General features: G+C 71.2%; 5 protein-coding genes. 3 read left to right on the top strand and 2 right to left on the bottom strand.

The genetic code is table 11. The features are described 5' to 3' along the window. The first annotated feature begins 394 nt into the window (after positions 1-394). Genes K6I33_RS32615 through K6I33_RS32605 form a run of 3 tightly spaced genes read left to right on the top strand, consistent with a single transcriptional unit; the run spans position 395 to position 2057 of the window. Complete coding sequence (locus tag K6I33_RS32615; protein WP_229358231.1) at positions 395-739, top strand: YbaB/EbfC family nucleoid-associated protein; 345 nt, start codon at positions 395-397, stop codon at positions 737-739. A gap of 51 nt (positions 740-790) precedes the next feature. After that, on the top strand, positions 791-1390 hold the full coding sequence (gene recR / locus K6I33_RS32610) for a recombination mediator RecR (protein ID WP_229358229.1): 600 nt from the start codon (positions 791-793) through the stop codon (positions 1388-1390). Next, entirely contained in the window at positions 1383-2057 is a 675-nt protein-coding gene (locus tag K6I33_RS32605) for a DUF5063 domain-containing protein (protein ID WP_229358227.1), read from the top strand. The genes recR and K6I33_RS32605 overlap by 8 nt, the downstream gene beginning before the upstream one ends. A gap of 37 nt (positions 2058-2094) precedes the next feature. On the opposite strand, the gene K6I33_RS32600 is transcribed toward K6I33_RS32605, so the two are convergent. Both K6I33_RS32600 and K6I33_RS32595 read right to left on the bottom strand, forming a co-directional pair. Continuing rightward, a complete protein-coding gene (locus tag K6I33_RS32600; protein ID WP_229358225.1) occupies positions 2095-3108 on the bottom strand; it encodes a calcium-binding protein in 1014 nt (337 codons plus the stop codon). An 8-nt stretch (positions 3109-3116) separates the two neighbouring features. Continuing rightward, the coding region (locus tag K6I33_RS32595; RefSeq protein ID WP_229358223.1) for a hypothetical protein at positions 3117-4036 on the bottom strand (920 nt) is incomplete at its 5' end.

The following is a 4036-nucleotide window of genomic DNA, read 5'->3' as shown; positions in this document are numbered from 1 at the left end:
GTACGGCGGCGGGGAGCCCGAGGCCCCGCCCGTCGCCCCCGAGGACGACATCCCCGCCGAGGACGACCCGGATCTCGACGACACCGCCCTGACCGGCCACGACCTGATCGTGCGCGAGCTCGGAGCGACCGTCATCGAGGAAATCGCCAACGAGTGACGGACGAGGAAACGGGCGAGAAGACGGGTGCGAAAACGGGCCAGGGCGGGCGAGAAGTAGCTCACCGGCGCTCACAGGCGGGCATGAAGCCGCAGGTCAGGAGCGCGCGCAGCGCCAAGCGCACCCACGCGCCCGTTCTCCTTCCTGCGGCGTAGGGCGTACCGCCCGGTGAGCACGTAGGCTCGGGCTACCGAAGCATTCGGAAGCATTGAGTCGTCGAGAGCCAGGAGCGAATCCGTGTTCCCCGGTGGTCAGCCCAATATGCAGCAGCTGCTCCAGCAGGCCCAGAAGATGCAGCAGGACCTCGCCAAGGCCCAGGAGGAGCTGGCGCGCACCCTCGTGGACGGCACGGCCGGCGGCGGCCTGGTCAAGGCCACCGTCACCGGTGCCGGCGAGCTCCAGAGCCTGGTCATCGACCCCAAGGCCGTCGACCCGGAGGACACCGAGACCCTCGCGGACCTCGTCGTGGCCGCCGTGCGCGACGCCAACGAGACCGCCCAGAAGATGCAGCAGCAGAAGCTCGGCCCCCTCGCCCAGGGCCTGGGGGGCGGCGGCAGCGGCATCCCGGGTCTCCCGTTCTGACCCCCACCACCGAACCGAAGAAGCAGACGAAGCCGAAGGAGAACCCGATCCGTGTATGAAGGCGTGGTCCAGGACCTCATCGACGAGCTGGGCAGGCTGCCCGGCGTCGGTCCCAAGAGCGCGCAGCGGATCGCCTTCCACATCCTTCAGGCCGAGCCCGCCGACGTCCGCCGGCTCGCCCACGCCCTGACCGAGGTGAAGGCCAAGGTCCGCTTCTGCGCGGTCTGCGGCAACGTCGCGCAGGAGGAGCGCTGCCGGGTCTGCCAGGACCCGCGCCGCGACGCCACGGTCATCTGTGTCGTGGAGGAGCCCAAGGACGTCGTCGCCATCGAGCGGACGCGCGAGTTCCGCGGCCGCTACCACGTCCTCGGCGGGGCGATCAGCCCCATCGAGGGCGTCGGCCCGGACGACCTGCGGATCCGCGAGCTGCTGGCCCGGCTCGCGGACGGCACGGTCACCGAGCTGATCCTGGCCACCGACCCCAACCTCGAGGGCGAGGCCACCGCCACGTACCTCGCGCGCATGGTGAAGCCCATGGGGCTGAAGGTCACCCGGCTGGCCAGCGGTCTGCCCGTGGGCGGGGATCTCGAATACGCCGACGAGGTCACGCTCGGCCGTGCCTTCGAAGGGAGAAGACTTCTCGATGTCTGACGCAACGCTGCACGACGCCAAGCGCGATCCGGACGACTTCGCCGTCTCGCTCGCGGACTCGATCGAGAGTTTCATCGTGGCCGTCACCGAGGTCTCCCGAGGCGACGAACCCGACAGCGCCGTGCCCTTTCTGCTCCTGGAGGTCTCCCAGCTCCTCCTCACCGGAGGCCGCCTCGGCGCGCACGAGGACTTCGTCCCCGACGAGCGCTACGAGCCCGACGTCGGCCCCGAGCCGGACGTCGACGAGCTCCGCGAGCGGTTCGCCACCATGCTCGACCCCGTCGACGTCTACTCCGAGGTCTTCGACCCCTACGTCCCGCGCAGCGCGCCCGTCGCCTCCCGGATCTCCGACGACCTCGCCGACATCATCACCGACCTCCGTCACGGCATGGCCCACTACCGTGACGGCCGCGTCAGCGAGGCCCTGTGGTGGTGGCAGTTCTCCTACCTCTCCAACTGGGGCCCCACCGCCTCCGCCTGTCTGCGAGCCCTCCAGTCGCTCGTCGCGCACGTCCGCCTCGACCAGCCGCTGGCCGAGCTCGACGGCCTCGACACGGACGCGCTCGGCCCGGAGGAGCAGCTGGCCGAGGAAGCGGGCCGTGTCATGGTCGCCGAGCTCGGCGGCCCGATGACCATGCGGGCCCGCAGCGTCTCCGAGGACGTCTAGGCAGGACGTCCAGGCAGACGGTGGACGGTCCCGGGCGCTACGCCCGGCAGTTGGCGACGGTGCCGCCCACGCGGTTGTCGATGCGGCAGGTGTTCATGCCCGCGCCGCCGTCGACGGTTCCGTGGGGGCCGACGACGAGGGCCGTGCCGCCCGGGCCACGGATGATGTCGTCGCCCTCGCCGCCTTGGACGGTGGCGGGGTTGACCTGCCCGATTTCCGGCACCTCGATGACGTCGGCGCCCGGACCTCCGTCGATGCTTCCGGTGTTCGTCTCGGTGCCACCGAAGGCGCCGGTACGAATGGTGTCGTCGCCCTCGCCGCCGCGGATGTGAAGCTGGTGGCCGTACCCGCCGCCCTCCACCCTGTCGACGGTGATCGAGTCGTTGCCCTTGCCGCCGTTCACGTCCCCGTCCGCGCTTTCGATGACGATGGTGTCGTCGCCGTCACCTCCCTCGACGACGGAGCGGTCGAACCGCCCGCTCTTGTCGAGCTCGGTGACACGGATCGTGTCGTTGCCCGCGCCGCCGTTGATCGTGCTGTTGACGGCGACCGTTCCGGTCTCGATGACGTCGGCGCCGTCACCGCCGCTGACCGTTCCCCGGACGACGCCGCCGGTGGAGATGGTGTCGTCGCCCGCCCCTCCGTCGATGTTTCCTCTGACGTTCTCGTCGCCGTACTGGTCGCCCTTGCCGGTCACGGTGATCTCGTCGTCGCCGTCACCGCCGTTCACGCTGCCGGACAGGACCTGGTGGACGATGATGATGTCGTCGCCGCCCAGGCCGTTGACCGTGCCGCGGACGATGCCGTTGAGGGAGATGTCGATGATGTCGTTCCGGTCGGTGCCGTTGAGAGTCGCGCCGGCGGGGATCCCCTGCGTGCAGACGATGCGTTCGCCGCCGTCGGAGAGCGGATAGCGGACGCAACCGGGCGGATCGGCGGGGTCGGCGGTGGTGGCGGGCGCGGCGGTGGTGGTGGCCGCGTGCGCGGGTGACGCCGACAGGGTGGCGGTCACGGCGAGGGCGAGGGCGGCGCAGAGTCTTCTGAGGTTCATCACCGTCCTCACACCGCCCGGCAGTTGACGACGGTCCCGCCGAGGCGGTTGTCGGTACGGCAGAGGTTGTCGCCCTTGCCGCCGTCGACGGTCCCGTACGGGCCGAGGACGACCGCTGTGCCGCCCGGCCCCTGGATGACGTCATCGTCGTCGTCCCCGGAGACCGTGACGTATCCGGCCTGCCCGGCGGACGGCACCTCGATGAGATCGGCCCCGGCACCCCCTCGGATGTAGGTGCGGCGCGACTCGGAGTCGGCGCCGACCGCCCCGACGCGGATGACGTCGTCGCCTTCGTCGCCGTCGACGGTGGCGGGTTTGGGGAGACGGGAATCGATGGGGGCCGTACTGCCCACCGTGATCGCGTCCGCACCGGGCCCGCCGTGGACCGGGCCGCCCAACGATCCGACCGTGATGGTGTCGTCGCCCGGCCCGCCGTCGATACGGCTCGTCTTGTCGTACCCGGGCACGCGGTAGGCCGCGATGCGGAGGATGTCGTCACCGTCGCCGCCGTCGACGCTGGTGGCGGTCACGGTGCCGGTGGTGATCACGTCGTTCCCGGCGCCGCCGTCGACGCGCCCCCGGTACGACACGGAACCGGTGGTGATGGTGTCGTCGCCCGCGCCGCCGCGGATGGCGCCCTGGACGCTCCAGCCGTCCGTGTCGGTCACGGTGATCTTGTCGTCGCCGTCACCGCCGTCGATCCCACCGGCGAGGATTCTGTCGACGGTGATGACGTCGTCCCCGCCGAGACCATTGACCGTGCCGGACAGATGGCCGGTGGCGGCGTCGCCGCCCCTGACCTCGATGACGTCCGCCTTGTCGGTCCCGTCGAGGGACGCGCCGGCGGGGACGCCCTGGACGCACACGATGTGGACGCCACCGGCCGGCAGGTCGGTACGGGTGCAGCCGGGCGGGTCGGCGGGGGCGG

It is taken from the genome of Streptomyces sp. UNOB3_S3 (assembly GCF_020740895.1).
In the GTDB taxonomy this organism is placed as follows: domain Bacteria; phylum Actinomycetota; class Actinomycetes; order Streptomycetales; family Streptomycetaceae; genus Streptomyces.
The sequence above is the reverse complement of the archived record's forward strand: the minus strand, read 5'-3'. Positions and strand labels throughout refer to the sequence as shown.